This window comes from Arthrobacter sp. 05T410, from assembly GCF_056396505.1.
Genome location: NZ_JBFTLP010000003.1, coordinates 374,361 through 400,777, shown reverse-complemented (window position 1 = coordinate 400,777; position 26,417 = coordinate 374,361). Strand labels below are relative to the sequence as shown.

The window sequence follows — 26,417 nt, the reverse complement described above, 5'->3', positions numbered from 1 at the left end:
CTCGTCATCGCAAAAGCCCTTCGTAGTGACGTTGCTGTAGTTGCGCATCAATCTGCTTCACGGTCTCCAGACCGACGCCCACCATGATCAGGATCGAGGTGCCGCCGAACGGGAAGTTCTGGTTCGCGTTAATCAGGACCAGTGCAACCAGCGGGATCAATGCCACGAAGCCGAGGTAGAAGGCGCCGGGCAGGGTGATCCGGGATAGGACGTACTGAAGATAGTCCGCGGTCGGCTTGCCGGCGCGGATGCCCGGAATGAAGCCGCCGTACTTCTTCATGTTGTCCGAGACCTCTTCGGGGTTGAAAGTAATCGCAACATAGAAGTAGGTGAAAAACACAATCATGGCGAAATACAGTGCCATATAGATCGGGTGGTCGCCCTTGGTGAGGTTGTTGTTGATCCACTCAACCCAGGGCTGTACCGGCTCGCCGGCCTTGGGCTGGTTGAACTGTGAGATCAGCCCCGGCAGGTAGAGCATGGACGAGGCGAAGATGACGGGCACGACGCCGGCCATGTTCACCTTGATGGGGATGTAGGTGCTGGTTCCGCCGACCGTGCGGCGGCCGATCATCCGTTTGGCGTACTGCACCGGGATCCGGCGCTGGGACTGTTCCACGAAGACCACGAGTGCCACGGTGAGCAGGCCGATGATGAGGACCAGGAAGAACGTGCCGGGGCCCTGGGCCTTCCAGATCGCACCGAGCGAGCCGGGGAAGCCTGCGGCGATGGACGTGAAGATCAGCAGGGACATGCCGTTGCCGACGCCCTTTTCCGTCACGAGCTCGCCCATCCACATGATCAGGCCTGTGCCGGCCGTGAGCGTGATGATGATCAGGACCGTGGTGACGATCGAGCTGTCCGGGATGATGGGCAGCTGGCAGTTAGGCAGCAGCTGGCCGGAGCGTGCCAGCGACACCAGTGTCGTGGCATTGAGCAGGCCAAGTGCGATCGTGAGGTAGCGGGTGTACTGGGTCAGTTTCGACTGCCCTGACGCGCCCTCCTCGTACAGCTGCTGGAAACGGGGAATGACCACCCGGAGCAGCTGGACGATGATGCTGGCGGTGATGTACGGCATGATGCCGAGGGCAAAGATGGACACCTGCAGCAATGCACCGCCGCTGAACAGGTTGACGAGCTGGTAGATCCCGCCCGAGGTCTGACCGTTCTGCAAGCATTGCTGGACATTCTGGTAGCTCACACCAGGCGAGGGGATGAAGGCACCCAAGCGGAAGATTGTGATGATTCCCAGCGTGAACAACAACTTGCGTCGCAGATCAGGCGTGCGAAAGGCCCGGCCAAATGCGCTAAGCAAGCGTCCTCCTGAGTAATAAGTAAAGTCGTGTGAGACAGGTCAAATAAACCCAACAACCGAGTCTAACGGGTGGATGCGCCCCGCGAACAATCGGCGGGGCCCGGAAAATGAAAAAAACTCCCGGCACCGGGGGCCTGAGCCCCTGGTACCGGGAGTTTCAACAACGGGCAACTGACCCGCCGCCTCGTTAGAGGGCGGTGGTGCTTCCGCCTGCTGCAGCAATCTTGTCAGCAGCGCTGGCCGAGAATGCGTGGACGGTGACGTCAACCTTGACGGTGATGTCGCCGGTGCCCAGCACCTTGACGGGCTGGTTCTTGCGAACGGCACCCTTTTCGACCAGGTTCTCCACGGTGACAGCGCCACCTTCCGGGAACAGCTCGTTGAGCTTGTCCAGGTTTACAACCTGGTACTCAACCCGGAACGGGTTCTTGAAGCCGCGCAGCTTCGGCAGGCGCATGTGCAGCGGCAGCTGGCCGCCGGCAAAGCCAGCCTTGATCTGGTAGCGGGCCTTCGTACCCTTGGTACCGCGACCAGCGGTCTTACCCTTGGAACCTTCACCACGACCAACACGGGTCTTGGCGGTCTTGGCACCCGGGGCGGGACGCAGGTGGTGAACCTTCAGTGCGTTCTGCTTCTCAGCGGCGCCCTGTGCCTTTTCGGCGGTGTTCTTCTCTGCCATTTACTTCGCCTCCTCTACCTTTACCAGGTGCGGAACCGTGTTGAGCATCCCGACGGTCACGGCGTCGGCGGTGCGGACGACGGTGTGTCCGATCCGCTTCAGGCCGAGGGACCGCAGGGTGTCGCGCTGGTTCTGCTTGCCGCCAATGGCGGACTTGATCTGAGTGATCTCCAACTTTGCGTCGGAGACAAGCACGTTCTTAGCCATGACTCAGACACCTGCCTTCTGGTTCAGGAGCGCCTTGACCATTGCCGGCGGGGCGATCTCGTCGAGCGGGAGGCCGCGGCGTGCTGCCACTGCTGCCGGCTCTTCGAGGCGCTTCAGCGCGTCAACGGTCGCGTGAACGATGTTGATGGCGTTGGAAGAACCGAGCGACTTGGAGAGGATGTCGTGGATGCCCACGCACTCCAGTACTGCACGGACCGGGCCACCGGCGATAACACCGGTACCGGCGGAAGCCGGGCGCAGCATGACGACGCCTGCGGCGGCCTCACCCTGAACGCGGTGCGGGATGGTGCTGCCGATGCGGGGAACGCGGAAGAAGGACTTCTTGGCCTCTTCAACGCCCTTCGCGATAGCGGCAGGAACTTCCTTTGCCTTGCCGTAGCCGACGCCGACCATGCCGTTGCCGTCACCGACGACGACGAGGGCGGTGAAGCTGAAGCGACGACCACCCTTGACGACCTTGGAAACGCGGTTGATGGTTACGACGCGCTCTACGAACTGGCTCTTCTCGGCCTCGCGGCCGCCGTCACGGCCACCACGGCCGCCACGGTCGCCACGGCCCTGGCCGCGGTCGCCACGCTCGCCACGACGAGCGCCACCACGGCGGTCGTCAGTGGTAGCAGGCGCAGCGGTCTCAGTTGCCGGAGCAGCTACAGCTTCAGTCACCTGAATGTCCTTTTCGTTATTTTCGGTCACAGTGCCAGCCCACCTTCACGTGCGCCGTCAGCGACGGCGGCGATCCGGCCGTGGTACTTGTTACCACCGCGGTCGAAGACAACTGCTTCGATACCGGCAGCCTTGGCACGCTCGGCGACCAGTTCGCCAACGCGCTTGGCCTTGGCGGTCTTGTCACCGTCGAATGCACGAAGGTCGGCTTCCAGTGTGGAGGCGCTTGCCACGGTCAGGCCCTTGGTGTCATCGACAACCTGGACGAATACGTGACGTGCGGAGCGGTTGACGACCAGACGCGGGCGTACAGCCGTTCCGGAGATGCGCTTGCGGATACGAAGCTGGCGGCGGCTGCGCTGGGCAGACTTGCTCTTGTTCGTACGCTTCTTGTTAATTGCGATCGCCATGGTTACTTACCAGCCTTTCCGACCTTGCGGCGGATGACTTCGCCTGCGTAACGGATGCCCTTGCCCTTGTAGGGGTCCGGCTTCCGCAGCTTGCGAATGTTGGCAGCAACCTCGCCGACCTGCTGCTTGGAGATACCTGAAACAGAGAGCTTGGTCGGGGTCTCAACTGCAAAGGTGATGCCGTTCGGTGCCGAGACGTTGACCGGGTGGCTGTAGCCCAGAGCGAACTCCAGGTCAGAACCCTTGGCCTGGACGCGGTAACCGGTACCGACAATCTCAAGCTTCTTCTCGTAGCCTGCGGTGACACCCTGGATCATGTTGGCGATCAGGGTGCGGGTCAGGCCGTGCAGCGAACGTGAGGCGCGCTCGTCGTTCGGGCGGGCGACAGTCAGGGTGCCATCTTCCAGGGAAACCTCGATCGGGCTGGCCACAGTGTGGCTCAGCTCGCCTTTGGAACCCTTGACGCTGACGACAGAGCCGTCAACCTTGACCTCAACGCCGGCAGGAACGGTGATGGGGAGACGTCCAATACGTGACATTATTCTCTTCCTTTCCCGTTACCAGACGTAAGCGAGGACTTCGCCGCCCACGCCCTTCTTGCCGGCCTGCTTGTCAGTCAAGAGGCCGGAAGAGGTGGACAGGATTGCGACACCCAGGCCACCGAGCACGTGCGGCAGGTTGGTGGACTTTGCGTAAACGCGCAGTCCCGGCTTGGAAATACGACGAACGCCAGCGATTGAACGCTCGCGGTTCGGACCGAACTTGAGCTCGAGGGTCAGCTTCTTGCCAACCTCAGCGTCTTCTTCTTTCCAGGAGGCGATGTAACCTTCAGCCTTCAGGATGTCGGCAACGCGTGCCTTGAGCTTGCTGTACGGCATGGTCACGGAATCGTGGTATGCCGAGTTAGCGTTGCGCAGACGCGTAAGCATGTCTGCGACGGGATCTGTCATTGTCATGTGGGCTCTTGCCCTTCCTCATAACGGTTTCCGCCGTGCTGGTTGTCCCGAACAGAATTCGGAAAGGAGCGCGGGCGGACCTTTTACGTAGCTAGATTAGTCTTCGGTCTTGAACGGGAAGCCAAGCGCCTTCAGCAGCGCGCGGCCTTCGTCGTCGGTCTTGGCAGTGGTCACGACGGTGATGTCCATACCGCGAACGCGGTCAATGGAATCCTGGTCGATCTCGTGGAACATAACCTGCTCGGTCAGACCGAAGGTGTAGTTGCCGTTGCCATCGAACTGCTTGCCGCTGAGGCCACGGAAGTCGCGGATACGCGGCAGGGCCAGCGTGACCAGACGGTCCAGGAATTCCCACATGCGGTCCCCACGCAGAGTTGCGTGTGCACCGATCGGCATGCCTTCGCGCAGCTTGAACTGTGCGATCGACTTGCGGGCCTTGGTTACCTGCGGCTTCTGGCCGGTGATCAGGGTCAGATCGCGGACAGCGCCGTCGATCAGCTTGGAGTCCTTGGCGGCATCTCCAACACCCATGTTCACAACGACCTTCACCAGGCGGGGAACCTGGTTGACGTTCTGGTACTTGAATTCCTCAGTCAGCGTGTTCTTGATGGAATCGGCGTACTTGGTCTTCAGACGAGGAACGATCTTGCTTGCCGGAGTCTCGAGAGTCTCAGTCATTAGATGTCCTTCCCTGAGCTCTTGGCCACGCGGACGCGCACGTCACGCTTCACGCCATCGCGCTCAACGGTCTCGGTGCGGAAACCGACGCGGGTGGGCTTCTTGGTGGACGGGTCAACCAGAGCCACGTTGGAGATGTGGATCGAAGCCTCGACGACCTCGATGCCACCGGTCTTGGTGCCGCGCTGCGACTGACCGACCTTGGTGTGCTTGGTTACGCGGTTAATGCCTTCAACCAACACGCGGTTGGTCTCCGGGTACACGCGCAGAACCTTGCCCTGCTTACCCTTGTCGCCGCCGCGCTCAGCCTTGGCGCCAGTGATGACCTGAACGAGGTCACCCTTTTTGATCTTAGCCATGGACTAGAGCACCTCCGGAGCCAGAGAAACGATCTTCATGAACTTCTTGTCGCGAAGTTCACGACCAACCGGTCCGAAGATACGGGTACCGCGGGGGTCACCGTCGTTCTTCAGGATGACGGCTGCGTTCTCGTCAAACTTGATGTAGGAACCATCCGCACGGCGGCGTTCCTTCTTGGTACGGACGATGACAGCCTTGACGACGTCGCCCTTCTTTACGTTGCCGCCCGGAATTGCGTCCTTGACGGTAGCGACGATTACGTCGCCAATGCCTGCGTAGCGACGGCCAGATCCACCGAGAACGCGAATGGTAAGGATTTCCTTAGCACCCGTGTTGTCGGCGACCTTGAGTCGCGACTCCTGCTGAATCACTATTTACTCCTTGCGTCGCGCTGGTTCTCAGACCGAAAATCTTCCTACGGAATGAGCCTTGCGGAACGGTTGATCGGGGTGTCTCTTGACCTGCCTGGATTTTGCCAGACCAGGCCTAAACGCCCGTGCCAAAAACATTTGCTTCCCAGGCGGTTCCCGACGAGTCGGGGCGCAAGGGGGCACTATGCCGTGGCACGATTGTTTACGAGGTTGATGACGGCGCGCAAAAGGCGCCATACAAACTCAAAATCTTAGCACGTTTTGGGCGTATCCCCCTATCACAGCCATGGAGCCCGCACACCCCTCCCGCGCAGCCGCGACGCCGTTACGCCGGACAGGCTTTGGGCCCGCCCGCCGCCGCGCACCCCGGGAACCCGGCCCGCCGGCGTCGTAAGCCCCCCGAAGGCTGCTTCGCGTGACGAACACGGTAAACTGCTGCCGCCAGACGCAGGCTGCCGGCTGCGGCGGCTGCCGGCAACGCAGAAGCCCCCGCTCCCCCAAAGGGGAACGAGGGCTTCTGCTGTATCACCAGGCAAACAGGTGCAGGTGTTACTTGGCCTTCTCGAGGATCTCGACCAGACGCCACCGCTTGGTAGCGGACAGCGGGCGGGTCTCGGCGAGGAGCACGAGGTCGCCGATGCCGGCGCTGTTCTCTTCGTCGTGAGCCTTGATCTTGGCGTTGCGGCGGATGACCTTGCCGTAGAGGGCGTGCTTCACGCGGTCTTCGACCTGGACAGTGATGGTCTTTTCCATCTTGTCCGAGACGACGTAGCCGCGCTTCGTCTTACGGTAACCGCGCTCGTCAGCCTTGGCTGCGTCGGAAACAGTTTCCGTCACGTTCTCGTCCTTTTCACTCACTTGGCATCCTCCTCGGATTCAACCGTTTCAGCCTTCTCAGCCTTCTTGGTTGCAGCCTTCTTGGACTTCTTCTCTTCCTTGGCTTCCACAACCGGTGCGGCAACCTCGGCACGAATGCCGAGCTCGCGCTCACGGAGAACGGTGTAGATGCGGGCGATGTCCTTCTTTACCGCGCGCAGACGACCGTGGTTCTCCAGCTGACCGGTGGCGGACTGGAAACGCAGGTTGAACAGCTCTTCCTTGGCCTTGCGGAGTTCTTCAACGAGACGCTCGTTGTCGAAACCGTCCAGCTGTGCGGATGCAAGTTCCTTGGATCCTACTGCCATTTCTACTCACCACCTTCGCGACGCACAATGCGTGCCTTCAACGGCAGCTTGTGGATTGCCAGGCGCAGGGCCTCGCGAGCTACCTCTTCACTGACACCGGAGAGTTCGAAGAGAACCCGGCCCGGCTTGACGTTTGAGACCCACCATTCCGGAGAACCCTTACCGGAACCCATGCGGGTTTCGGCCGGCTTCTTCGTCAGCGGACGGTCCGGGTAAATGTTGATCCAGACCTTTCCGCCACGCTTGATGTGGCGGGTCATCGCGATACGGGCAGATTCGATCTGACGGTTCGTGACGTAGGCCGGGCTCAGCGCCTGGATGCCCCACTCACCGAAGGAGACCTGGGTGCCGCCCGTAGCAGCGCCGGAACGACCCGGGTGGTGCTGCTTACGGTGCTTGACTCGACGTGGGATAAGCATTTAAGCCTGTCCTCCTTCTACTGACTGTGCCGTGCCTGCGGCACCGGCTTCGACAGCCGGAGCTTCGGCGGCAGGTGCTGCCTCGGCTGCGGGGCGGTCGGGACGACGGCGGCGGTCACCACGGTCGGCGCCACCCGGGCGGCCCGGGCGGTCGCCGGCACGGCCACGGGACGGAGCAGCAGCTGCCTGCTGAGCCAGTTCCTTGGCAGTGACGTCGCCCTTGTAGATCCAGACCTTCACGCCGATGCGGCCGAAGGTGGTCTTGGCCTCGTAGAAGCCGTAGTCGATGTTCGCACGCAGGGTGTGCAGGGGCACACGGCCTTCGCGGTAGAACTCCGAGCGGGACATTTCTGCGCCGCCCAGTCGACCCGAGCAAGCGATCCGGATGCCCTTGGCACCGGCGCGCTGTGCGGACTGCATGGCCTTCTTCATCGCACGGCGGAAAGCCACGCGGGAAGTCAGCTGCTCTGCAACGCCCTGGGCAACAAGCTGGGCTTCCATCTCGGGGTTCTTGACCTCGAGGATGTTCAGCTGAACCTGCTTGCCCGTGAGCTTCTCAAGCTCGCCGCGGATGCGGTCTGCTTCAGCGCCGCGGCGGCCGATGACGATGCCCGGACGTGCCGTGTGGATATCCACGCGGACACGGTCGCGGGTGCGCTCGATTTCGACCTTGGCGATACCGGCGCGCTCCATGCCCGTGGACATGAGCTGGCGGATACGGATGTCTTCGCGAACGAAGTCCTTGTACCGCTGGCCGGCCTTGGTGCTGTCGGCGAACCAGTGCGATACGTGATCGGTGGTGATGCCGAGTCGGAACCCGTGCGGGTTAACTTTCTGTCCCACTTAGCGAGCCTCCTCTTTCTCCGGGGTAGCGACTACCACGGTGATGTGGCTCGTGCGCTTCTTGATCTGAAATGCACGACCCTGGGCTCGCGGCTGGAACCGCTTCATGGTCGGGCCTTCATCAACAAACGCTTCGCTGATGATGAGGTCACCTTCGTCAAACGCCACGCCGTCGCGGTCCGCGAGGACCCGGGCGTTGGAGATTGCCGACTGAACTACCTTGAATACCGGCTCCGAAGCTGCCTGGGGGGCAAACTTCAGAATTGCCAGAGCCTCATTCGCTTGCTTACCACGAACAAGGTTGACGACGCGCCGGGCCTTCATAGGCGTTACGCGGATGTGACGCGCAATTGCCTTGGCTTCCATTGCTTTCCTTCTCTCGTCTTTGACGTAAGTGCAGGCGCCTAGCGGCGCTTGCCCTTACGGTCGTCCTTGACATGGCCGCGGAATGTCCGCGTGGGAGCGAATTCGCCGAGCTTGTGCCCGACCATCGACTCAGTGACAAACACGGGGATGTGCTTGCGTCCGTCGTGTACGGCGATCGTGTGGCCGAGCATGTCGGGGACGATCATCGAACGGCGGGACCAGGTCTTGATGACGTTCTTGGTGCCCTTTTCGTTTTCCCTGGCTACCTTTACAAAGAGGTGCTGGTCAACGAAAGGACCTTTTTTCAGGCTGCGTGGCATGTGTCCAGGCTCCTATCGCTTGTTCTTGCCAGTACGACGGCGACGAACAATAAGCTTGTCGCTCTCTTTGTTGGGACGGCGGGTGCGGCCTTCGCGCTTACCGTTCGGGTTGACGGGGTGACGTCCACCGGACGTCTTACCCTCGCCACCACCGTGGGGGTGGTCAACCGGGTTCATGGCGACACCACGGACGGTCGGGCGAACGCCCTTCCACCGCATACGGCCGGCCTTGCCCCAGTTGATGTTCGACTGCTCGGCGTTGCCGACCTCGCCGACGGTTGCGCGGCAGCGCACGTCAACGTTGCGGATTTCGCCGGAAGGCAGACGCAGCTGGGCGAAACGGCCTTCCTTTGCAACGAGCTGGATCGATGCGCCGGCGGAGCGGCCCATCTTGGCGCCGCCACCCGGACGCAGTTCGACTGCGTGGATTACGGTACCGACCGGGATGTTGCGCAGCGGAAGGTTGTTGCCGGGCTTGATGTCAGCGTCGGCGCCGGCCTCTACGAAGTCGCCCTGGGACAGCTTGTTCGGGGCGATGATGTAACGCTTGGTGCCATCAACGTAGTGCAGGAGGGCGATCCGAGCCGTGCGGTTCGGGTCGTACTCGATTTCGGCAACGCGGGCGTTGACGCCGTCCTTGTCGTGGCGACGGAAGTCGATCAGACGGTACTGGCGCTTGTGTCCACCACCCTTGTGACGGGTCGTGATCTTACCGGAGTTGTTACGGCCACCCTTTTTCGGGAGGGGACGTACCAACGACTTTTCCGGCGTCGACCGCGTGATTTCAGTGAAGTCCGCTACGCTCGAGCCGCGACGGCCCGGGGTAGTCGGCTTGTATTTACGGATTCCCATAATTTATTTCCTCGTTAAAGTGGTCTCCGCTATGAAAGCGGACCGCCGAAGATGTCGATAGTGCCTTCTTTGAGGCTCACAATTGCACGCTTGGTGTTCTTGCGGGTACCCCAGCCGAATTTGGTGCGCTTGCGCTTACCGGCACGGTTGATGGTGTTGATCGATTCGACCTTGACGGAGAAAATCTTCTCCACGGCCAGCTTGATCTCGGTCTTGTTCGAGCGGGGGTCCACCAGGAAGGTGTACTTGCCCTCGTCGATCAGGCCGTAGCTCTTTTCCGAGACAACGGGTGCAAGCACGACGTCGCGCGGGTCTTTGATGGTGGCTGCACTCACTTGGCATCCTCCTCGTTCTTTGCAACCTTGTCAGCAACGAATGCTTCGTAGGCAGCCTTGGTGAAGACTACGTCGTCGGAAACGAGAACGTCGTAGGTGTTCAGCTGGTCTGCGTACAGAACGTGAACTTCCTCGAGGTTGCGCACGGACAGTGCAGCAACATCGTTGGCGCGCTCAATGACAACGAGCAGGTTCTTGCGCTCGGAAACTCCGCGCAGGGTTGCCAGTGCTTCTTTGGAGGACGGCGTGGAGCCGGCAACCAGGTCAGCAACGACGTGGACGCGGCCGTTGCGGGCGCGGTCCGAGAGTGCGCCGCGCAGTGCAGCAGCAATCATCTTCTTGGGGGTGCGCTGGCTGTAGTCACGCGGCGTGGGGCCGTGGACAACGCCACCACCGGTCATGTGAGGAGCACGGATGGAACCCTGACGGGCGCGGCCGGTGCCCTTCTGCTTGAACGGCTTGCGACCTGCACCGGAAACCTCGGCGCGGGTCTTGGTCTTGTGGGTACCCTGGCGAGCAGCAGCGAGCTGGGCAACGACGACCTGGTGCAGCAGCGGCACGTTGGTCTGTACGTCGAAGATCTCTGCAGGCAGGTCAACCTTGACAGTGCTAGTCATTGAACTAGGCTCCCTTCACGGCGGTGCGTACGAGTACGACCTGGCCGCGGGCGCCGGGAACGGCGCCCTTGATCAGGAGCAGCGACTTCTCGACGTCAACCGCGTGGACCGTGAGGTTCAGCGTGGTGTGACGAACGGCGCCCATGCGGCCGGCCATTTTCATGCCCTTGAAGACGCGGCTCGGGGTGGATGCGCCACCGATTGAACCGGGCTTACGGTGGTTCTTGTGTGCACCGTGGGAAGCTCCAACGCCGTGGAAGCCGTGACGCTTCATAACACCGGCGAAGCCCTTACCCTTGGTGGTGCCAACGACGTCGATCTTCTGGCCGGCTTCGAAGAGCTCTACGGAGAGCTCCTGGCCCAGCTCGTAAGAGTCAGCATCTGCAGTGCGCAGTTCTACGACGTGGCGGCGAGGCGTGACGCCTGCCTTTTCAAAGTGACCAGCCAGCGGCTTGGTGACCTTGCGGGGATCGATCTGGCCGTAGCCGATCTGAACGGCGACATAGCCATCAGTTTCTGCGTTGCGCAGCTGCGTGATGACGTTCGAGTCAGCCTGGACCACAGTGACGGGGATGAGCTTGTTGTTCTCGTCCCAGACCTGGGTCATGCCGAGCTTCGTGCCCAGCAGGCCCTTTACGTTACGGGTTGCGGTCATAGTCTCTCAGCACCTCCCTACAGCTTGATTTCGATGTTCACGTCGGCCGGCAGGTCGAGACGCATGAGCGAATCAACAGCCTTGGGCGTGGGGTCGATGATGTCGATAAGACGCTTGTGCGTGCGCATTTCGAAGTGCTCGCGGCTGTCCTTGTACTTGTGCGGAGAGCGAATAACGCAGTAAACGTTCTTCTCCGTCGGCAGCGGCACGGGGCCAACTACAGTTGCGCCTGCGCGCGTGACCGTCTCAACGATCTTCCGTGCTGAAACGTCAATGACCTCGTGGTCATATGACTTCAGCCGGATGCGGATTTTTTGTCCCGCCATGTCGCCTGACTCTCTTTCAGTCTGTGCTTCCCCTGATTAGGGCTGCCCTGTTCACTTACTAGTTGTATGGCTGCCGAAGCATTTGAAGTCGTGACTACCACCCGCCGCACAAGCTGAATCCGGAAAGATCCGGGTTCCTCAACCTGCCGACGCAACCGACCCCCGCGGTCGGGCGTGTCGCATGTTTTCAAACGTACGCGTCCGCAATTCCATGGGGAGTGGGTTATGTTTGGTCTCTTACTTGGACCCTGGCATCCGGCATTATCCGGATCGGGACGCGAAAGAGCGCTTGAACAACTCATCTAGTATGCCGGAATTTGCGGGCAGAAGCGAATCAGCCCTCTGCACGGCGGTGCAATCACTGCCGGAGGGCCATTGTCCTGAATCGCCGTCGAATGGATGATAGGGGCATGACTGTGCAGGACTCTGTAGCAGTTCAGGCCCTCGCCGCACGCCTGAGCCCGGGATTCACCCTGGGTGTTTCCTCCGCGGCATTCCAGATCGAGGGCAGCCTTGCCGCCGGCGGCCGCGGCCCCTCCGGCTGGGACGCCTTTGCCGAAAAGCCCGGCAACATCCTGCACGGGCACTCCCCCGCCGTGGCCTGCGACCACTACAACCGCGCCGAGGAAGACATCGAACTGATGCGGGATCTCGGGATCGATTCCTACCGCTTTTCGATCTCGTGGCCGCGGGTCCAGCCCGAGGGCAGCGGCCGCTTCAATGCGGCCGGGCTGGACTTCTACGACCGCCTGATCGACCGGCTCCTCGCCGCCGGCATCTCCCCCATGGCCACTCTCTACCACTGGGATACGCCGCTGCCCCTCGAGCACCGGGGCGGCTGGATGAACCGTTCGACGGCGGAACGGTTCGCCGAGTACAGCGCGGCCGCCGGCAAGCGGTTCGGCGACCGCGTGGCGCAGTGGGTGACGCTGAACGAGCCCGCCTCGGTTACCCTGAACGGCTACGCCCTGGGCGTCCACGCACCCGGCCGAGGCCTGCTCTTCGATGCCCTGCCGTCGGTGCGGCATCAGCTCCTGGGGCACGGGCTGGCGGTTCAGGCGCTGCGCGCGGAGGGCGTCGCCGGCGCCATCGGGGTCACGAACCTGCATTCCCCCGTCCGGCCTGCTTCGGGTTCGCCAACAGACAGGATGCTGGCCAGGGTGTTCGACTTCGTGCTGAACCGGCTCTACGCTGACCCGATCCTCCTGGGCCGCTTTCCCCGGCTGCCGCTGATCGCCCGGCCGTGGTTCCGTTCAATGCGGAGCATCAGCGACGCGGACCTGGCCACGATCCACCAGCCGCTGGATTTCTACGGTCTGAACTATTACTACCCCGTGAAGGTGGCCACGGGCCGCGGCGTCGACAGCCCCTCGGCAACCGCGGAGGCGATGCTGAAAGTCCCGTTCCACATGGCCGCGTTCCCGGAGTATGAACGCACAGGGTTCGGCTGGCCGGTCGCTCCTGACCACCTGGGGATCCTGCTCCGGGAGCTGAAGGACCGGTACGGGTCCTCGCTGCCGCCGCTCTACATCACCGAGAGCGGGGCGAGCTTCCCCGAACCGGACCACGTCACCGGCCCCATTCCCGATGCCGGCCGGATCAGCTACCTCGCCGCACATCTCAGCCAGGCGGTGGAGGCGACCTCCCCCGGGGGCGTGGCCCACGACGTCGAACTGCTCGGCTATTACGTCTGGACGCTGATGGACAACTTCGAATGGGCGGCCGGCTACTCGCAGCGCTTCGGCCTGGTGCACGTCGATTTCACGAGCCTCAAGCGCACGCCGAAAGACTCGTACTACTGGTACCAGGCCCTCGCGCGGGCACGCCGGGCCTGAGCCCCGCCCGGCCGCTGCTACTGGTTGCGGTTGGACCTATTGATGCGCTTGGCGCGCTCGATCTCCTGGCGGAAGTGCCTCTTCGCCCAAAAGAACGCGACAACGACCGCGGCGGCGATCAGCAGAAAAATGAACCAGCCCATGGTGAGCTCCCTTCCCTTCCTGCAAAGGTATCAGGAACTTAAAAGGAACAGCCCCGCTGCAAGTGCAGCGGGGCTGTTCCCGATCCTCTTCTCAGCTGCCAGACGGCTGGCTGATCAGGGGCAAAGCATCAGATCGGCAAGTAATTACTTGATGATCTTGGTGACGCGTCCTGAACCAACGGTGCGGCCGCCTTCGCGGATAGCGAAGCCGAGGCCCTCTTCCATTGCGATCGGCTGGATGAGCGCAACGGTCATCTCAGTGTTGTCGCCGGGCATAACCATTTCCGTGCCTTCCGGCAGGGTGATAACGCCGGTTACGTCCGTGGTGCGGAAGTAGAACTGCGGGCGGTAGTTGGAGTAGAACGGGTTGTGACGTCCGCCTTCGTCCTTGGAGAGGATGTAGACGTTAGCCTCGAAGTCGGTGTGCGGGGTGATGGAACCCGGCTTGACGACAACCTGGCCACGCTCGACATCGTCGCGCTTCAGACCGCGGAGCAGGAGGCCACAGTTCTCGCCGGCCCATGCTTCGTCGAGCTGCTTGTGGAACATCTCGATACCGGTAACCGTGGTCTTCTGGACCGGGCGGATGCCGACGATCTCGACCTCGGAGTTGATGGCGAGGGTTCCACGCTCGGCGCGGCCCGTAACAACGGTGCCACGGCCGGTGATCGTGAAGACATCTTCGATCGGCATCAGGAAGGGCTTGTCACGGTCACGTACGGGGTCCGGAACGGACTCGTCGACAGCAGCCATGAGGTCCTCAACGGACTTGACCCAGACGGGGTCGCCTTCGAGGGCCTTCAGGCCGGAAACGCGAACAACCGGAGCCTCGTCGCCATCGAAGCCCTGCGAGCTGAGCAGCTCGCGAACTTCCATTTCAACGAGGTCGAGGAGCTCTTCGTCGTCAACCATGTCAGCCTTGTTCAGCGCGACCAGCAGGTAGGGAACGCCAACCTGGCGGGCGAGCAGAACGTGCTCGCGGGTCTGAGCCATCGGGCCGTCAGTGGCGGCAACCACGAGGATTGCACCGTCCATCTGAGCAGCGCCGGTGATCATGTTCTTGATGTAGTCAGCGTGACCCGGAGCGTCTACGTGTGCGTAGTGGCGCTTCTCGGTCTGGTACTCAACGTGGGAGATGTTGATGGTAATGCCGCGCTGACGCTCTTCGGGAGCAGAGTCAATCGACGCGAAGTCACGCTTCTCGTTGAGAGTCGGGTACTTGTCGTACAGCACCTTGGAAATGGCGGCCGTCAGCGTCGTCTTACCGTGGTCAACGTGACCAATGGTACCGATGTTAACGTGCGGCTTAGTCCGCTCGAACTTTGCCTTTGCCACAGGTTCCTCCTAGAACGTTTTCAAATTGACTTACCCTTCGGCCGCGCTTGTCGCGGCAGAAACTCCAGTAAGTCTACTTGGGGGGCTTTGGATTGATGAAATTGCAGATTCAGGTACTAATGCTAGTGCCTAGAGCCTGTTCGTGCAGGCGGCCGAACTCCGGCCTGGCCGGACTACAGCTGACCGGAGTCCGGCCACTTGCACCAGATGTGTCTCCGCTGGCGGAGACGCACCCGAGTTTCTTGTTGCTGCGACGCGTCTAGAAGACTACTCGCCGCGGTTCTTCTGGATGATCTCGTCGGCGACTGCCTTCGGGACCTCGGCGTAGCTGTTGAACGTCATGGAGTACACAGCGCGGCCCTGGGTCTTCGAGCGCAGGTCACCGATGTAGCCGAACATGCCGGACAGCGGGACGTGTGCGCGAATAACCTTGACGCCCTGGGCATCTTCCATGGACTGCATCTGGCCACGGCGGGAGTTGAGGTCACCGATAACTTCACCCATGTATTCCTCAGGGGTGCGGACCTCGACATCCATCAGCGGTTCGAGCAGGACAGGGTTCGCCTTGCGTGCGGCTTCCTTGAAAGCCATACGGCCGGCGATCTTGAACGCCATTTCCGAGGAGTCAACATCGTGGTAAGCGCCGTCAATCAGCGTCGCCTTGATGCCGACAACCGGGTAACCGGCCAGGACGCCGTCGTTAAGCGCATCCTGGATGCCGGCGTCGACCGACGGGATGTACTCGCGCGGAACGCGGCCACCGGTGACCTTGTTCTCGAACTCGTACAGCTCGCCACCTGAGGTGTCCAGCGGCTCGATCGCGATCTGGATCTTTGCGAACTGGCCGGAACCACCGGTCTGCTTCTTGTGCGTGTAGTCGTGACGCTCTACAGCACGCTTGATGGTTTCGCGGTAAGCAACCTGCGGCTTGCCAACGTTTGCCTCGACCTTGAATTCGCGGCGCATGCGGTCCACCAGGATGTCCAGGTGGAGCTCGCCCATGCCGGCGATGATGGTCTGGCCGGTGTCCTCGTTGAGGGAGACCTGGAAGGTCGGGTCCTCAGCGGAGAGCTTCTGGATGGCCGTGGAGAGCTTCTCCTGGTCACCCTTCGTGTTCGGCTCGATCGCAACCGAGATCACGGGCTCCGGGAAGCTCATGGACTCGAGGACAATCTGGTTGGCCGGATCGCACAGGGTGTCGCCCGTGGTGGTGTCTTTGAGGCCGATCGCTGCGTAGATGTGGCCGGCGGTAGCGCCCTCGACGGGCATTTCCTTGTTGGCGTGCATCTGGAACAGCTTGCCGATGCGCTCCTTCTTGCCCTTGGTGGAGTTGACCACCTGCGAGCCTGCTTCCACGTGACCGGAGTACACGCGGACGAAGGTCAGCTGGCCGAAGAAGGGGTGCGCGGCGATCTTGAACGCCAGTGCGGAGAAGGGCTCTTCAGAGGAGGGCTTACGGGTAAGCTCCTTCTCTTCGTCGCGGGGATCGTGACCGATCATCGGCGGGACGTCGAGCGGGTTCGGCAGGTAGTCCACCACAGCGTCGAGCATGGGCTGAACGCCGCGGTTCTTGAATGCAGAACCACAGAAGACCGGGTAGATCTCAGAGTTGATCGTCATCTTGCGGATGCCGGCCTTGAGCTCATCGATGCTGATCTCTTCGCCCTCAAGGTACTTCTCCATGAGTTCCTCGGAGGACTCGGCAACGGTCTCAATGAGCGTTGCGCGGTACTCTTCGGCCTTCGCCTGGAGGTCAGCCGGGATCTCGCGGATCTCGTACTTGGCACCCATGGTGACGTCACCCTTGGCGTCGCCGGGCCAGACCAGCGAACGCATGTAAAGGAGGTCGACGACGCCGATGAAGTCGTTCTCGGCGCCGATCGGCAGCTGCATGACGAGCGGCTTGGCACCGAGGCGGCTGATGATGGTGTCGACGGTGAAGTAGAAGTCAGCGCCGAGCTTGTCCATCTTGTTGACGAAGCAGATGCGCGGAACGTTGTACTTGTCAGCCTGGCGCCAAACAGTCTCGGACTGCGGCTCCACGCCTTCCTTGCCGTCGAACACGGCGACTGCGCCGTCGAGGACGCGCAGGGAGCGCTCAACCTCGACCGTGAAGTCCACGTGGCCGGGGGTGTCGATGATGTTGATCTGGTTGTTTTCCCAGAAGCAGGTCACGGCGGCAGACGTGATGGTGATGCCGCGTTCCTTTTCCTGTTCCATCCAGTCAGTCGTCGAAGCGCCGTCGTGCGTTTCGCCGATCTTGTGGTTCACACCCGTGTAGAAGAGGATGCGCTCGGTAGTAGTGGTCTTGCCGGCATCGATGTGGGCCATGATGCCGATATTGCGGACCTTGCTAAGGTCGGTAAGCACGTCCTGTGCCACGGTGTCTCCCTTTCGGATGGACTGCACGTTCGCCGCCGGCTCAGTCGAGCCGGCGGCGTCCGGGAAGTATTACCAGCGGTAGTGTGCGAAGGCCTTGTTGGACTCGGCCATCTTGTGGGTGTCTTCGCGACGCTTCACAGCGGCACCGAGACCGTTCGAGGCATCCAGGATTTCGTTCTGGAGGCGCTCGGTCATGGTCTTTTCGCGGCGGGCCTTGGAGTAGCCAACCAGCCAGCGGAGGGCGAGGGCCGTGGAACGGCCCGGCTTGACCTCAACGGGAACCTGGTAGGTGGCGCCACCAACACGGCGGGAGCGGACCTCAAGCGAAGGCTTGACGTTCTCCATGGCCTTCTTGAGGGCTGCAACGGGGTCGCCGCCGGACTTGGCGCGAGCACCCTCGAGTGCACCGTAAACGATGCGCTCTGCGGTGGACTTCTTGCCGTCAACCAGCACCTTGTTGATGAGCTGGGTGACCAGCGGGGAGCCGTAAACGGGATCTAGAACTAGCGGCCGCTTGGGGGCCGGACCCTTGCGAGGCATATTACTTCTTCTCCATCTTTGCGCCGTAGCGGCTGCGAGCCTGCTTACGGTTCTTGACACCCTGGGTATCGAGGGCGCCACGGACGATCTTGTAGCGGACACCCGGAAGGTCCTTCACGCGGCCGCCGCGGACGAGCACAATGGAGTGCTCCTGCAGGTTGTGGCCCACACCGGGGATGTATGCGGTGACTTCAATGCCGCCGTTGAGGCGTACGCGAGCAACCTTACGCAGAGCCGAGTTCGGCTTCTTCGGGGTCGTCGTGTAAACGCGGGTGCAAACACCGCGGCGCATCGGGCTGCCGTTAAGCGCGGGAGCCTTGGTCTTTTTGACCTTAGGCGTGCGGCCCTTGCGGACCAGCTGGTTAATCGTAGGCACTCTCGTGTTCTCCGTTTTATCCGGAGCGGCCGTTGGCGGCCGCTCTCTTGTCGCTGCGCCTCGCCGCCCGAGCTTTGAAGTTCTCTCCAGAGCAGCTGAGGCGAAGCCTTAATAGTCGGACCGCACGCCGGGGTCCAAGGACTTTCGACCCGAACTGCCCCTAGGCATGCGAAAATGTGGCATACGTTGCACAAGAACCCTGCAAACCGGAAACGTCGTCCTGGTTGAACCTTTCAGCTGCAAGCTGTCTGGCTCAAACCGGCGCACTCATCCACTGCCACAATAACAATTAGTCTCAAGTCTAACACGGACGGGTCCCAGCCCTTAATCGGCGGGGTTTTACCACTGGAAAGGCCCCGCCCCCACCGAGGTGGGAACGGGGCCTGTCAGTCACTCAGCTCAGCGGAAGTCGCTGCCGAGATCGTAGTCATCCAGCGGGATGGCGTGGAACTCGGGAGCTCCGTCGCCGCCCAGCGAGTCGTAGGAGAAGTCACTGAATGCGCTGGGGCCGGTGAACAGGTTGGCCTTTGCTTCTTCAGTGGGTTCCACGGTGACCTCGGTGTAGCGCGGGAGACCCGTGCCGGCCGGGATGAGCTTACCGATGATGACGTTTTCCTTGAGGCCGAGCAGCGGATCGCTCTTGCCTTCCATGGCCGCCTGCGTCAGAACGCGGGTGGTCTCCTGGAAGGAAGCTGCGGACAGCCAGGACTCGGTCGCCAGGGACGCCTTGGTGATGCCCATGAGCTCGGGACGCCCGGATGCCGGCGTCTTGCCCTCGGACACAACGCGGCGGTTGGCCTCTTCGAAACGGCTGCGTTCGGCGAGCTCGCCGGGCAGCAGGTCCGATTCGCCGGACTCGATGACCGTGACGCGGCGCAGCATCTGGCGGACGATAACCTCGACGTGCTTGTCGTGGATACCGATGCCCTGGCTGCGGTACACGCCCTGGACTTCGTCCACCAGGAACTTCTGCGCGGCACGGGGACCCATGATGCGCAGCACCTGCTTGGGGTCGACCGGGCCGTTGATGAGCTTCTGGCCAACGCTGACGTGATCGCCGTCTTCGATGAGAAGACGTGAACGGCGCAGCACCGGGTAGGCGATCTCTTCAGATCCGTCATCCGGGGTGATGACCAGGCGCATCTGGCGCTCGGACTCTTCGATGGTGATGCGGCCGGCTGCTTCAGCAATCGGTGCGACACCCTTCGGAGTACGGGCTTCGAAGAGCTCCTGGATACGGGGCAGACCCTGGGTGATGTCGTCGCCACCGCTGGCGGAAACAGCACCACCGGTGTGGAACGTACGCATGGTCAGCTGGGTACCCGGCTCACCGATGGACTGCGCGGCAATGATGCCCACGGCCTCACCGATGTCGACGGTCTTGCCAGTGGCCAGCGAACGGCCGTAGCACAGGGCGCAGGTGCCGACGCTGGACTCACAGGTGAGTACAGAGCGGACCTTGACCTCGGTGATGCCGGCTGCGAACAGTTCGGCAATGACGACGTCGCCGCAGTCGGTGCCGGCAGCTGCCAGGACCTTGCCCTTGGAGTCGACGACGTCGACGGCCAGGGTGCGGGCGTAGGCGCTGTTCTCGACGTTCTCGTCCAGGACGAGGACGCCGTTGGCGTCGGCCACGGCGATGGCGGTCATCAGGCCGCGCTCGGTACCGCAGTCCTCTTCGCGGACAATGACGTCCTGCGACACGTCCACCAGACGACGGGTCAGGTAACCCGAGTTGGCGGTACGCAGGGCGGTGTCAGCCAGACCCTTACGGGCACCGTGCGTGGCGATGAAGTATTCCAGCACCGAGAGGCCCTCGCGGTAGGAGGACTTGATCGGACGCGGGATGATTTCACCCTTAGGGTTGGCCACCAGGCCACGGATACCCGCGATCTGACGGACCTGCATCCAGTTACCACGTGCGCCCGAGGACACCATGCGGTTGATCGTGTTCATCGGGGACAGGCTGTCACGCATCGCCTGGGCGATCTCGTTCGTTGCCTTGTTCCAGATTTCGATCAGTTCCTGGCGACGCTCGTCGTCGTCGATCAGGCCCTTGTCGTACTGGCCCTGGATCTTGGCGGCCATGGTCTCGTAACCGGCGAGGATCCGCGGCTTGTCCGTGGGCACCTCGATGTCGGAGATGGCAACGGTCACGCCGGAGCGGGTGGCCCAGTAGAAACCGGCATCCTTCAGGTTGTCCAGCGTTGCCGCCGTGATCACCTTCGGGTAGCGCTCGGCGAGGTCGTTGACGATCCGGGACAGCTCGCCCTTGTCGGCAACATCCTCAACCCACGGGTAATCCGCGGGCAGCGTCTGGTTGAAGATGACCTGGCCGAGGGAGGTCTCGACCAGTGCCATCTGACCGGGCTCCCAGCCCTCCGGGGCTTCCCAGCCCGCGTAGGGCACGAAGCCCTCGAGCCGGATCTTGACCTTGGAGTTCAGGTGCAGCTCGTGAAGGTCGTAGGCCATGATGGCTTCCGCGACCGAGGAGAAGATCCGGCCTTCGCCAGCTGAACCGACACGCTTGGTGGTCAGGTGGTAGAGACCGATGATCATATCCTGCGACGGCAGGGTCACCGGGCGGCCGTCAGACGGCTTCAGGATGTTGTTCGAGGAGAGCATCAGGATGCGGGCCTCGGCCTGGGCTTCGGGGCTCAGCGGCAGGTGGACTGCCATCTGGTCGCCGTCGAAGTCGGCGTTGAAAGCGCCACAAACCAGCGGGTGCAGCTGGATTGCCTTGCCTTCAACAAGCTGCGGCTCGAACGCCTGGATGCCGAGACGGTGCAGGGTAGGTGCACGGTTCAGCAGCACGGGGTGCTCGGTGATGATCTCTTCGAGGACGTCCCAGACCTGCGGACGGTAACGCTCCACCATGCGCTTGGCCGACTTGATGTTCTGGGCGTGGTTGAGGTCCACCAGGCGCTTCATCACGAACGGCTTGAAGAGCTCCAGGGCCATCTGCTTGGGCAGACCACACTGGTGCAGCTTCAGCTGCGGGCCGACGACGATGACCGAACGGCCGGAGTAGTCGACGCGCTTGCCGAGGAGGTTCTGGCGGAAACGGCCCTGCTTGCCCTTAAGCATGTCGCTCAGGGACTTCAGCGGACGGTTGCCCGGTCCGGTGACCGGACGGCCACGGCGGCCGTTGTCGAAGAGGCTGTCAACAGCTTCCTGAAGCATGCGCTTCTCGTTGTTGACGATGATCTCCGGAGCACCGAGGTCAAGCAGGCGCTTGAGGCGGTTGTTGCGGTTGATCACTCGGCGGTAGAGGTCGTTGAGGTCGGAGGTCGCGAAGCGGCCACCGTCCAGCTGGACCATCGGGCGCAGTTCCGGCGGGATCACCGGGACGGCGTCCAGCACCATGCCGAGCGGGCTGTTGTTGGTCGTCAGGAACGCGTTGACCACCTTGAGCCGCTTCAGGGCACGGGTCTTGCGCTGGCCCTTGCCGTTGGCGATGATGTCGCGCAGCATGTCCGACTCGGCCTGCATGTCGAAGTTCTCAAGACGCTTCTTGATGGCCTCGGCACCCATGGAGCCTTCGAAGTACATGCCGTAGCGGTCGCGCAGTTCGCGGTACAGGCCTTCGTCACCTTCGAGGTCGGCGACCTTGAGGTTCTTGAAGCGGTCCCAGACCTGCTCGAGGCGCTCGATTTCGGCGTCGGCACGCTTGCGTACGTTCGCCATCTGGCGGTCAGCGGAGTCGCGGGCCTTCTTCTTGTCGGCAGCCTTCGCGCCTTCGCCTTCGAGACGGGCAAGCTCGTTCTCAAGGTCGCGGGCGATCGTGGCGATGTCCGAGTCGCGGTTGTCGATCAGCTGCTTCTTCTCGATGTCGTGCTCAACCTGGAGGTTGGGCAGTTCTTCGTGGCGGCTGTCGGCGTCGACGCTCGTGATCATGTAGGCCGCGAAGTAGATGACCTTTTCGAGGTCCTTCGGTGCCAGGTCAAGGAGGTAGCCCAGGCGGGAGGGAACACCCTTGAAGTACCAGATGTGCGTGACCGGGGCGGCGAGTTCGATGTGGCCCATGCGCTCACGGCGGACCTTCGCACGGGTGACCTCAACGCCACACCGCTCGCAGATGATGCCCTTGAAGCGCACGCGCTTGTACTTACCGCAGTAGCATTCCCAGTCGCGGGACGGGCCGAAGATCTTCTCGCAGAAGAGGCCGTCCTTCTCGGGCTTGAGCGTGCGGTAGTTGATGGTTTCCGGCTTCTTAACCTCGCCGTACGACCAGCCACGGATGTCTTCCGCGGTGGCGAGGCCGATCTGCATGAGGCCGAAGGAGGATTCGCTGGACATATGGTCCCTGTTCTCTCTTGTTCTCTAAATTCTGAAGTCTTGGGTTACGGGAAGAGGGAGGTGGCTTACGACGGCGAGTGCGAACCCGCCGTCGTAAACCCCCTGCTAAACCTCTTCTACGGAACTGGGCTCTGCACGAGACAGATCGATGCCCAGTTCTTCCGCAGCCGTGAAGACTGCGTCATCAGAGTCACGCATTTCAATTGTGGTTCCGTCCGTGGAAAGCACTTCCACGTTCAGGCACAGCGACTGCATTTCCTTGATCAAGACCTTGAAGGACTCAGGAACGCCCGGCTCGGGGATGTTCTCGCCCTTGACGATGGCTTCGTAGACCTTCACACGACCGTGGATATCATCCGACTTGATCGTCAGCAGTTCCTGGAGCGTGTACGCGGCGCCGTAAGCTTCGAGCGCCCACACTTCCATTTCACCGAAGCGCTGGCCACCGAACTGTGCCTTACCACCCAGCGGCTGCTGCGTGATCATGGAGTACGGGCCGGTGGAGCGGGCGTGGATCTTGTCGTCCACCAGGTGGTGGAGCTTCAGGATGTACATGTAGCCGACCGAGATCGGATCCGGGAACGGCTCGCCGGAGCGGCCGTCGAACAGACGGGTCTTGCCGGAAGAGTTGATCAGGCGGTCGCCGTCGCGGGTGACGTTGGTGGAATCGAGCAGGCCCGTGATTTCCTCTTCACGCGCACCGTCGAAGACCGGCGTCGCCACAGTGGTCTGGCCACTCTCGCGCGGCAGGTTCGGCAGCTGCTTGACCCACTCGGGCTCGCCCTCGATCTTCCAGCCGGTCTTGGCAACCCAGCCGAGGTGCGTTTCCAGCACCTGGCCGACGTTCATGCGGCCCGGAACACCCAGCGGGTTCAGGACGATATCAACGGGGGTGCCGTCGGCAAGGAAGGGCATGTCCTCGATCGGAAGGATCTTGGAGATAACACCCTTGTTGCCGTGGCGGCCGGCGAGCTTGTCGCCGTCGGTGATCTTGCGCTTGGCAGCGACGTAGACGCGCACCAGCTGGTTGACGCCCGGGGGCAGCTCGTCGTCGTTGTCGCGGTCGAAGACGCGGACACCGATCACGGTGCCGGACTCGCCGTGCGGCACCTTCAGGGAGGTGTCGCGCACTTCGCGGGACTTCTCACCGAAGATGGCGCGCAGCAGGCGCTCTTCCGGGGTCAGCTCGGTCTCGCCCTTGGGGGTGACCTTACCGACCAGGATGTCGCCGGCCTCAACCTCGGCACCGATGTGGATGATGCCGCGCTCGTCCAGGCCTGCCAGGACTTCCTCAGACACGTTCGGGATGTCACGGGTGATTTCCTCGGCACCAAGCTTGGTGTCGCGGGCATCGATCTCGTGCTCCTCGATGTGGATCGAGGACAGGACGTCCTCGGCCACGATGCGCTGGGAGAGGATGATGGCATCCTCGAAGTTGTGGCCTTCCCATGACATGAATGCCACGAGCAGGTTCTTACCGAGGGCGAGCTCGCCCTGGTCCGTTGCCGGGCCGTCAGCGATGATGCCGCCGACCTCCAGGCGCTGGCCTTCGCTTACCAGGACACGGTGGTTGTAGCAGTTGCCCTGGTTGGAACGGGCGAACTTGTTGATGCGGTAGTTGGTTTCCGTACCGTCGTCGTTGAGCATGATGACCAGCTCAGCGGAGACCTCGGTAACCACACCGGCCTTCTTGGCGATGACAACGTCACCGGCGTCGACGGCTGCGGCGCGCTCCATGCCGGTACCGACGAACGGTGCCTCGGAACGGACCAGCGGCACGGCCTGGCGCTGCATGTTGGCACCCATGAGTGCACGGTTGGCATCGTCATGCTCGAGGAACGGGATCAGGGCGGTAGCCACGGACACCATCTGGCGCGGGGAAACGTCCATGAACTCGACGTCGGCGGCGGGAACCAGCACAGGCTCGCCTCCACCACCGCGGGCACGGACCAGGACGGTCTCTTCCGCGAAACGCTTGTTCTCGTCGAGCGGTGCGTTGGCCTGTGCGATCAGGACCTCGGCTTCGTCGTCGGCCGTGAGGTACTTGACCTCATCGGAGACGACACCCTCGGCGACAAGGCGGTACGGGGTTTCGATGAAACCGAACGGGTTGATGCGTCCGTAGGAAGCCAGCGAACCGATCAGACCAATGTTCGGGCCTTCAGGAGTTTCGATGGGGCACATACGTCCGTAGTGGGACGGGTGCACGTCACGAACTTCCATGCCGGCACGGTCACGGGACAGACCACCCGGGCCAAGCGCGGACAGGCGGCGCTTGTGGGTCAGACCCGAGAGCGGGTTGTTCTGGTCCATGAACTGGGACAGCTGGGAAGTTCCGAAGAACTCCTTGATGGCTGCCACGACGGGACGGATGTTGATCAGGGTCTGCGGCGTGATGGCCTCGACGTCCTGGGTCGTCATGCGTTCGCGGACAACGCGCTCCATGCGGGACAGGCCGGTGCGGACCTGGTTCTCGATGAGCTCGCCGACGGCGCGGATGCGGCGGTTGCCGAAGTGGTCGATGTCATCGATCTCGACGCGGAGCTCGTGGTCCTGGCCGTCGCGCTTGCCCGTGAGGGTCTTCTCGCCGGCGTGCAGCGCAACCAGGAACTTGATCATGGCCACGATGTCTTCAACGTGCAGGACCGAAGCTTCCTTGTCGCCAAGGGAGCGGTCGATGCCAAGCTTGCGGTTGATCTTGTAACGGCCGACCTTGGCCAGATCGTAGCGCTTGGAGTTGAAGTACAGGTTGTCCAGCAGGGACTGGGCAGCCTCAACCGTGGGCGGCTCGCCCGGTCGCAGCTTCCGGTAGATGTCCAGCAACGCGTCTTCGCGGGTCTCGGTGGCGTCCTTCTCCAGCGTGGCGCGCATGGAGTCGTACTGGCCGAATTCCTCGAGGATCTGGCCTTCGGTCCAGCCGAGGGCCTTCAGCAGTACGGTGACGGACTGCTTGCGCTTGCGGTCAAGACGGACGCCGACCTGGTCGCGCTTGTCGATTTCGAGCTCGAACCAGGCGCCGCGGGAGGGGATGATCTTCGCGGTGAAGATGTCCTTGTCGCTGGTCTTGTCGGCGGTGCGCTCAAAGTAGGCGCCCGGCGAGCGGACCAGCTGGGAGACGACGACACGCTCGGTGCCGTTGACGACGAAGGTGCCCTTCTCGGTCATCAGCGGGAAGTCACCCATGAACACGGTCTGCTGCTTGATTTCGCCCGTGTTGTTGTTCATGAACTCGGCCTTGACGTACAGCGGAGCCGAGTACGTTGCGTCCCGGTCCTTGCACTCAGCCATGGTGTATTTGGGGTCAGCGAACTCCGGCTCGGAGAAGCTCAGGGACATGGTGCCCTGGAAGTCTTCGATCGGGGAGATCTCTTCGAAGATGTCGGACAGACCCGAGGAGGTGGCGACGCTGAGGTCGCCTTCTTCGACGGCCTTCGCAACGCGCGCCTGCCAGCGTTCGTTCCCGACCAGCCAGTCAAAGCTGTCGGTTTGCAGGGCGAGCAGATTCGGAACATCAAGGGGTTCGTGAATCTTTGCGAATGAGAGCCGGCGGGTTGCACCGTCGGTGCTGTCGGCATTGATAGCGGTAGCGTTGTTTACATTAGAGGTGCTCGAGGCGACCAAGAGGGATCCTTCCACAGACCTTCAGGCGTTGTCAGATCTCCCCCGTTATGCACTCTGCAGAATGACTCCGCAGCGCTACCAGTCCGGTTCCGCTATATGACCCGGGACCCGCGCTGTCCATAGCTGGTGCACGTGGTAGACGGCACATTGATGGAACAGCTGTCAGGCTAAGCCCACCGCTATATGAAGGCTGAAGGTAAACAGGGAAGACGCAAATATCTACGATACGGCAAAGCAACCTACTTGTCTACCCCACTTCCGGCGGGATTGCAAGCACGAAGTTTGGCGGAATTTCCCCGACTCCTCGCG

29 protein-coding genes are annotated in these 26,417 nt (G+C 62.1%); 1 reads left to right on the top strand and 28 read right to left on the bottom strand.

Annotation, left to right across the window (positions count from 1 at the left end; translation table 11 throughout):
• Window positions 1-4 precede the first annotated feature (4 nt).
• The 21 genes from secY to rpsJ all read right to left on the bottom strand — a co-directional run bounded on the left by secY (window position 5) and on the right by rpsJ (window position 11,577).
• Window positions 5-1,315 (bottom strand): preprotein translocase subunit SecY, encoded by a 1,311-nt coding sequence (secY, locus tag AC1DFR_RS06525; RefSeq protein ID WP_026266474.1) that lies wholly within the window; start codon window positions 1,313-1,315, stop codon window positions 5-7.
• Between the two features lie 187 nt (window positions 1,316-1,502).
• Entirely contained in the window at window positions 1,503-1,994 is a 492-nt protein-coding gene (gene rplO / locus AC1DFR_RS06520; protein ID WP_018773677.1) for a 50S ribosomal protein L15, read from the bottom strand.
• Window positions 1,995-2,201, bottom strand: coding sequence for a 50S ribosomal protein L30 (rpmD, locus tag AC1DFR_RS06515; RefSeq protein ID WP_018773676.1), 207 nt, complete (start codon window positions 2,199-2,201; stop codon window positions 1,995-1,997). It lies immediately after the preceding gene.
• 3 nt (window positions 2,202-2,204) lie between these two features.
• Window positions 2,205-2,885 carry a 30S ribosomal protein S5 gene (gene rpsE / locus AC1DFR_RS06510; protein WP_173403037.1) on the bottom strand — a complete coding sequence of 227 codons (681 nt, stop codon included), beginning with the start codon at window positions 2,883-2,885 and terminating at the stop codon, window positions 2,205-2,207.
• A 26-nt stretch (window positions 2,886-2,911) separates the two neighbouring features.
• Window positions 2,912-3,295 carry a 50S ribosomal protein L18 gene (rplR, locus tag AC1DFR_RS06505; RefSeq protein ID WP_018773674.1) on the bottom strand — a complete coding sequence of 128 codons (384 nt, stop codon included), beginning with the start codon at window positions 3,293-3,295 and terminating at the stop codon, window positions 2,912-2,914.
• 2 nt (window positions 3,296-3,297) lie between these two features.
• Window positions 3,298-3,834 carry a 50S ribosomal protein L6 gene (rplF, locus tag AC1DFR_RS06500; protein ID WP_011692797.1) on the bottom strand — a complete coding sequence of 179 codons (537 nt, stop codon included), beginning with the start codon at window positions 3,832-3,834 and terminating at the stop codon, window positions 3,298-3,300.
• 18 nt (window positions 3,835-3,852) lie between these two features.
• On the bottom strand, window positions 3,853-4,251 hold the full coding sequence (gene rpsH / locus AC1DFR_RS06495) for a 30S ribosomal protein S8 (RefSeq protein ID WP_018773673.1): 399 nt from the start codon (window positions 4,249-4,251) through the stop codon (window positions 3,853-3,855).
• Between the two features lie 96 nt (window positions 4,252-4,347).
• Complete coding sequence (rplE, locus tag AC1DFR_RS06490; RefSeq protein ID WP_018773672.1) at window positions 4,348-4,929, bottom strand: 50S ribosomal protein L5; 582 nt, start codon at window positions 4,927-4,929, stop codon at window positions 4,348-4,350.
• Entirely contained in the window at window positions 4,929-5,288 is a 360-nt protein-coding gene (rplX, locus tag AC1DFR_RS06485; protein WP_028275000.1) for a 50S ribosomal protein L24, read from the bottom strand. The genes rplE and rplX overlap by 1 nt, the downstream gene beginning before the upstream one ends.
• 3 nt (window positions 5,289-5,291) lie before the next feature.
• A complete protein-coding gene (gene rplN, locus AC1DFR_RS06480; RefSeq protein ID WP_003803789.1) occupies window positions 5,292-5,660 on the bottom strand; it encodes a 50S ribosomal protein L14 in 369 nt (122 codons plus the stop codon).
• Between the two features lie 549 nt (window positions 5,661-6,209).
• On the bottom strand, window positions 6,210-6,518 hold the full coding sequence (rpsQ, locus tag AC1DFR_RS06475) for a 30S ribosomal protein S17 (RefSeq protein ID WP_018773670.1): 309 nt from the start codon (window positions 6,516-6,518) through the stop codon (window positions 6,210-6,212).
• Window positions 6,515-6,844 carry a 50S ribosomal protein L29 gene (gene rpmC, locus AC1DFR_RS06470; protein ID WP_018773669.1) on the bottom strand — a complete coding sequence of 110 codons (330 nt, stop codon included), beginning with the start codon at window positions 6,842-6,844 and terminating at the stop codon, window positions 6,515-6,517. Before rpmC ends, rpsQ begins: the two co-directional genes overlap by 4 nt.
• A 2-nt stretch (window positions 6,845-6,846) precedes the next feature.
• Window positions 6,847-7,263 (bottom strand): 50S ribosomal protein L16, encoded by a 417-nt coding sequence (gene rplP, locus AC1DFR_RS06465; protein WP_018773668.1) that lies wholly within the window; start codon window positions 7,261-7,263, stop codon window positions 6,847-6,849.
• On the bottom strand, window positions 7,264-8,106 hold the full coding sequence (gene rpsC / locus AC1DFR_RS06460) for a 30S ribosomal protein S3 (RefSeq protein ID WP_028275116.1): 843 nt from the start codon (window positions 8,104-8,106) through the stop codon (window positions 7,264-7,266). It abuts the gene before it with no gap.
• Entirely contained in the window at window positions 8,107-8,472 is a 366-nt protein-coding gene (rplV, locus tag AC1DFR_RS06455) for a 50S ribosomal protein L22 (protein ID WP_003803798.1), read from the bottom strand.
• A 38-nt stretch (window positions 8,473-8,510) separates the two neighbouring features.
• A complete protein-coding gene (gene rpsS, locus AC1DFR_RS06450) occupies window positions 8,511-8,792 on the bottom strand; it encodes a 30S ribosomal protein S19 (RefSeq protein WP_018773666.1) in 282 nt (93 codons plus the stop codon).
• A gap of 12 nt (window positions 8,793-8,804) precedes the next feature.
• Window positions 8,805-9,644 carry a 50S ribosomal protein L2 gene (rplB, locus tag AC1DFR_RS06445; protein WP_026266473.1) on the bottom strand — a complete coding sequence of 280 codons (840 nt, stop codon included), beginning with the start codon at window positions 9,642-9,644 and terminating at the stop codon, window positions 8,805-8,807.
• A gap of 29 nt (window positions 9,645-9,673) precedes the next feature.
• Window positions 9,674-9,979 carry a 50S ribosomal protein L23 gene (gene rplW, locus AC1DFR_RS06440; RefSeq protein WP_018773664.1) on the bottom strand — a complete coding sequence of 102 codons (306 nt, stop codon included), beginning with the start codon at window positions 9,977-9,979 and terminating at the stop codon, window positions 9,674-9,676.
• Window positions 9,976-10,596, bottom strand: a complete 621-nt coding sequence (gene rplD, locus AC1DFR_RS06435; protein WP_028275117.1) for a 50S ribosomal protein L4 — start codon at window positions 10,594-10,596, stop codon at window positions 9,976-9,978. The genes rplW and rplD overlap by 4 nt, the downstream gene beginning before the upstream one ends.
• Window positions 10,597-10,600: 4 nt before the next feature.
• Complete coding sequence (gene rplC / locus AC1DFR_RS06430) at window positions 10,601-11,251, bottom strand: 50S ribosomal protein L3 (RefSeq protein ID WP_003803812.1); 651 nt, start codon at window positions 11,249-11,251, stop codon at window positions 10,601-10,603.
• Window positions 11,252-11,268: 17 nt separating this feature from the next.
• Window positions 11,269-11,577 (bottom strand): 30S ribosomal protein S10, encoded by a 309-nt coding sequence (gene rpsJ / locus AC1DFR_RS06425; protein WP_003803825.1) that lies wholly within the window; start codon window positions 11,575-11,577, stop codon window positions 11,269-11,271.
• A 410-nt stretch (window positions 11,578-11,987) separates the two neighbouring features.
• On the opposite strand from rpsJ, the gene AC1DFR_RS06420 reads away from it, so the two are divergent.
• Window positions 11,988-13,412 carry a GH1 family beta-glucosidase gene (locus AC1DFR_RS06420; protein ID WP_476858994.1) on the top strand — a complete coding sequence of 475 codons (1,425 nt, stop codon included), beginning with the start codon at window positions 11,988-11,990 and terminating at the stop codon, window positions 13,410-13,412.
• A 17-nt stretch (window positions 13,413-13,429) separates the two neighbouring features.
• Here the strand turns inward: AC1DFR_RS06420 and AC1DFR_RS06415 are convergent, their stop codons facing one another.
• From AC1DFR_RS06415 to rpoB, 7 genes are all read right to left on the bottom strand, one after another.
• On the bottom strand, window positions 13,430-13,555 hold the full coding sequence (locus AC1DFR_RS06415; protein ID WP_256860042.1) for a hypothetical protein: 126 nt from the start codon (window positions 13,553-13,555) through the stop codon (window positions 13,430-13,432).
• Window positions 13,556-13,699: 144 nt separating this feature from the next.
• Entirely contained in the window at window positions 13,700-14,890 is a 1,191-nt protein-coding gene (tuf, locus tag AC1DFR_RS06410; protein WP_018773660.1) for an elongation factor Tu, read from the bottom strand.
• Between the two features lie 267 nt (window positions 14,891-15,157).
• Complete coding sequence (gene fusA, locus AC1DFR_RS06405; RefSeq protein ID WP_079550516.1) at window positions 15,158-17,272, bottom strand: elongation factor G; 2,115 nt, start codon at window positions 17,270-17,272, stop codon at window positions 15,158-15,160.
• Between the two features lie 69 nt (window positions 17,273-17,341).
• Window positions 17,342-17,812: a 30S ribosomal protein S7 gene (gene rpsG, locus AC1DFR_RS06400; protein ID WP_011692813.1), complete on the bottom strand. Its 471-nt coding sequence runs from the start codon at window positions 17,810-17,812 to the stop codon at window positions 17,342-17,344.
• A gap of 1 nt (window position 17,813) precedes the next feature.
• Window positions 17,814-18,188, bottom strand: coding sequence for a 30S ribosomal protein S12 (gene rpsL / locus AC1DFR_RS06395; protein ID WP_018773658.1), 375 nt, complete (start codon window positions 18,186-18,188; stop codon window positions 17,814-17,816).
• Window positions 18,189-18,587: 399 nt separating this feature from the next.
• Window positions 18,588-22,487 carry a DNA-directed RNA polymerase subunit beta' gene (locus tag AC1DFR_RS06390; RefSeq protein ID WP_223913813.1) on the bottom strand — a complete coding sequence of 1,300 codons (3,900 nt, stop codon included), beginning with the start codon at window positions 22,485-22,487 and terminating at the stop codon, window positions 18,588-18,590.
• Window positions 22,488-22,592: 105 nt separating this feature from the next.
• On the bottom strand, window positions 22,593-26,108 hold the full coding sequence (gene rpoB, locus AC1DFR_RS06385) for a DNA-directed RNA polymerase subunit beta (protein ID WP_476872995.1): 3,516 nt from the start codon (window positions 26,106-26,108) through the stop codon (window positions 22,593-22,595).
• Window positions 26,109-26,417 lie beyond the last annotated feature (309 nt).

What these genes read in the sequence shown, in the direction of transcription:
- rplO (WP_018773677.1), bottom strand. Translation starts at nt 1,994, where the DNA reads ATGGCAGAGAAGAACACCGCCGAAAAGGCACAGGGCGCCGCTGAGAAG.
- rpmD (WP_018773676.1), bottom strand. Translation starts at nt 2,201, where the DNA reads ATGGCTAAGAACGTGCTTGTCTCCGACGCAAAGTTGGAGATCACTCAG.
- rplR (WP_018773674.1), bottom strand. Translation starts at nt 3,295, where the DNA reads ATGGCGATCGCAATTAACAAGAAGCGTACGAACAAGAGCAAGTCTGCC.
- rplF (WP_011692797.1), bottom strand. Translation starts at nt 3,834, where the DNA reads ATGTCACGTATTGGACGTCTCCCCATCACCGTTCCTGCCGGCGTTGAG.
- rpsH (WP_018773673.1), bottom strand. Translation starts at nt 4,251, where the DNA reads ATGACAATGACAGATCCCGTCGCAGACATGCTTACGCGTCTGCGCAAC.
- rplE (WP_018773672.1), bottom strand. Translation starts at nt 4,929, where the DNA reads ATGACTGAGACTCTCGAGACTCCGGCAAGCAAGATCGTTCCTCGTCTG.
- rplX (WP_028275000.1), bottom strand. Translation starts at nt 5,288, where the DNA reads ATGGCTAAGATCAAAAAGGGTGACCTCGTTCAGGTCATCACTGGCGCC.
- rpmC (WP_018773669.1), bottom strand. Translation starts at nt 6,844, where the DNA reads ATGGCAGTAGGATCCAAGGAACTTGCATCCGCACAGCTGGACGGTTTC.
- rplP (WP_018773668.1), bottom strand. Translation starts at nt 7,263, where the DNA reads ATGCTTATCCCACGTCGAGTCAAGCACCGTAAGCAGCACCACCCGGGT.
- rplV (WP_003803798.1), bottom strand. Translation starts at nt 8,472, where the DNA reads ATGGAAGCCAAGGCAATTGCGCGTCACATCCGCGTAACGCCTATGAAG.
- rpsS (WP_018773666.1), bottom strand. Translation starts at nt 8,792, where the DNA reads ATGCCACGCAGCCTGAAAAAAGGTCCTTTCGTTGACCAGCACCTCTTT.
- rplB (WP_026266473.1), bottom strand. Translation starts at nt 9,644, where the DNA reads ATGGGAATCCGTAAATACAAGCCGACTACCCCGGGCCGTCGCGGCTCG.
- rplD (WP_028275117.1), bottom strand. Translation starts at nt 10,596, where the DNA reads ATGACTAGCACTGTCAAGGTTGACCTGCCTGCAGAGATCTTCGACGTA.
- rplC (WP_003803812.1), bottom strand. Translation starts at nt 11,251, where the DNA reads ATGACCGCAACCCGTAACGTAAAGGGCCTGCTGGGCACGAAGCTCGGC.
- rpsJ (WP_003803825.1), bottom strand. Translation starts at nt 11,577, where the DNA reads ATGGCGGGACAAAAAATCCGCATCCGGCTGAAGTCATATGACCACGAG.
- AC1DFR_RS06420 (WP_476858994.1), top strand. Translation starts at nt 11,988, where the DNA reads ATGACTGTGCAGGACTCTGTAGCAGTTCAGGCCCTCGCCGCACGCCTG.
- AC1DFR_RS06415 (WP_256860042.1), bottom strand. Translation starts at nt 13,555, where the DNA reads ATGGGCTGGTTCATTTTTCTGCTGATCGCCGCCGCGGTCGTTGTCGCG.
- rpsG (WP_011692813.1), bottom strand. Translation starts at nt 17,812, where the DNA reads ATGCCTCGCAAGGGTCCGGCCCCCAAGCGGCCGCTAGTTCTAGATCCC.
- AC1DFR_RS06390 (WP_223913813.1), bottom strand. Translation starts at nt 22,487, where the DNA reads ATGTCCAGCGAATCCTCCTTCGGCCTCATGCAGATCGGCCTCGCCACC.